General features: G+C 70.4%; 1 protein-coding gene. It reads right to left on the reverse strand.

What is annotated here, in order from left to right; all coding sequences use genetic code 11:
- Positions 1-2,842: non-ribosomal peptide synthetase (locus D473_RS25335; RefSeq protein WP_152436919.1), on the reverse strand; the 2,842-nt coding region annotated here is incomplete at both ends.

Genomic DNA, 2,842 nt, shown 5'->3' on the forward strand with positions numbered 1-2,842 from the left:
ACGGTGTGTTGGGAGTGCACGGGGCCGTTGCCGTCGTGGTCCCGGTCGCGGGGTACTTCCACCGGAACCCCGGTCAGGTGTGCCCAGTGTTCGACTTCGCCGTCGAAGTGGCCTTCGCGCACGGAACCGGCCAGGTGGTCGGCCCAGACGGGGAAGGGTGTGGTGCGGGGGCCCAGGTCGATGGGGTGGCCGTGGGTGATCTGGTGGTGGGCGGTGGTCAGGTCCTGGAGCAGGATGCGCCAGGAGACGCCGTCCACGACCAGGTGGGGGGCGGTGATGAGCAGGCGGGGCGTGTTCCGGCCGGTGAACAACACCATCCGCACCACCGGCCCATCGGCCAGATCGATCTCCTCCCTGACGCGTTGCGTGTGCTCGCGCACCGTGGCATCGTCCAGGCCCGCGACGGTCTCCAGGACCGGGCCGGCCTCCTGCGCCAGGATCTGCGTCCCCTCCTCGGTCACGCGGAGCCGGAGCATGTCGTGGTGTTCCAGGAGCGCATCGGCCATCCGGGACAGCGCACCGGTGTCGACGTCCTCCGCCAGCTCCAGCAGCACCGACATCACGAACCCGTCCGCGGAGTCCTCCCGCGAGTCCAGGAACCACCGCATGATGGGGGTGGCGGGCAGTGGTCCGGAGACCGGGCCGGTCCAGGAGGGTTCGGTCTCCTGTTCGGTCCGGGCGACCTGGGCCAGGGCCGCGACACTGGGGTGGGAGAAGACCTGCTTGGAGGTCAGGGTGATGCCGGCCCGGCGGGCGCGGGAGACCAGCTGGATGCTGAGGATGGAGTCGCCGCCCAGGGCGAAGAAGTCGTCGTGCGCGCCGACCTTCTCGGTGCCCAGCACGGAGGCGAACACCTCGGCCAGCTCCCGCTCCACCCGGGAACGCGGAGCCACGTACTCGCCTCCGGCCATCGCCGACCAGTCCGGAGCGGGCAACGCCCGGTGGTCGGTCTTGCCGTTGGGGGTGAGCGGGACGGCCTCCACCGGAACCACGAGCGCTGGGACCAGATGCCTCGGCAACGTCCGGGCGAGCTGCTCCCGCACCTCGGCGGGGTCGGCACCGCCCGCCACGTAACCGACCAACGCCGGCCCGCCAGGCGCGTCCCGGCGGACCGTGACCGCGGCCTCGCGAACACCGGGCAGCGCGACCAGCGCCGATTCCACCTCACCCGGTTCGATGCGAAGGCCCCGGATCTTGACCTGCGCGTCGGCACGGCCGACGTACTCCAGTTGGCCGTCGCCGTTCCACCGGACGAGGTCGCCGGTGCGGTAGAGGCGCCCGCCGGACCCGAAGGGGTCGGCGACGAACCGCTGCGCGGTCAGTCCTTGGCGGCCGTGGTAACCGCGGGCCACACCCGCACCACCGACGTACAGTTCACCGACCACTCCGACCGGGACCGGTCGCAGGAGATGATCGAGGACGTGCAATCGGGTACCTCGGACGGGCCGACCGATCGGCGGGGTCCGGCCGGGGGAAAGAGGGTCGCTGAGCGAGGCGGCGATGGTGATCTCGGTGGGCCCGTAGGCGTTCACCATCCGACGGCCCGGGGCCCAGCGGTTGACCAGCTCGGCGGGGCAAGCCTCCGCGCCGACCACCAGTGTGCGCAGGTCGGGGAAGTCACCGGTCGGCACCGACGCCAGGACGGAGGGCGGAATGATGGTGAGGCCGATGCGGTGGCGCAGCAACACGTGCGCCAACTCCTCACCGACCAGGGGGCCCGGTCCGGGCACCACCAGGGTGCCTCCCGAGCCGAAGGCCATCAGGACCTCCATCACCGAGGCGTCGAAGCTGGAGGAAGCCAGTTGCAGGACTCGGGAACCGGGTTCGGTGCCGAAACGCTCGGTCATGGAGGCGGCGAAATCACCGATGCCTCGGTGGGAGACCATCGTGCCCTTCGGGGCACCGGTCGATCCGGACGTGTAGATGAGATAGGCGAGGTCGTCCGGGCCGGGGGCGGCCGGTGCGGCCGCACCCTCGGGTACCGGCTCGGTGGCCAACCCGGAAAGGCTCACCCGCGGTGCTGTGGACGGTCCCGGCCGCTCGACATCGCCTTCCTCCGCGATCAGGAGCTGTACTCCGGAGTCGCCCACGACGAAGTCCTGGCGTTCGACCGGGTAGTCGGGGTCGATGGGCAGATAGGCGGCACCGGCCTTGACCACCGCGAGCAGTGCGGTGACGAGGCCGGGACCGCGCCGGAGCGAGACACCGACCACCGAGCCGCGACCGACGCCGAGCCGGCACAGGCGAAGGGCGAGATCGGTGCTGCGCGCATCCAGTTCGGCGTAGGTCCACTCCACGTCCTCGCCGACGAGTGCGGTGGCATCGGGACGGAGCCGTACCTGTTCGGAGAACAGTTCGACGAGGGTGAGAGCTTCCGGTGAGGAGGCGCTCTCGCCCCATGCGGTGATCTGGTCGTGCTCGTCGCCGGTCTGCAACGGCAGGGTGAGCAGCGGCTCCTCGGGTGCGGTGACCAAGGACTCGAGGTGCAGGGCGAGATGGCTCAGTAGACGCTCGGCCGTCCGTGCGGTGAACAGGGCCGGGTCGTACCGCAGCTGGGTGTCGATGCGTTCACCGTCGTAGGCGACCAGGGTCAGCGGGTAGTTGGTGGCTTCCTCGGCGGTGACGTCGAGGACCTTCAGGCCGTGTTCCTCGGCCGAGCCCTCCTCCACCGGGTAGTTCTCGAACACGACCAGGCTGTCGAACAACGGGGTGTCACTCGGCAGTTCCGAGAGCGCTTGGACCCGGGGCAGGGGCAGGTGCTCGTGCTGGCGGGCCTCGGTAAGTGAATTCTGGAGGGTGTGGAGCCAGGTGGTGGTGGGGGTGTGGGGGGTGATGCGGACGC

The sequence above is a fragment of the Nocardiopsis xinjiangensis YIM 90004 genome, assembly GCF_000341145.1.
Lineage (GTDB): Bacteria > Actinomycetota > Actinomycetes > Streptosporangiales > Streptosporangiaceae > Nocardiopsis > Nocardiopsis xinjiangensis.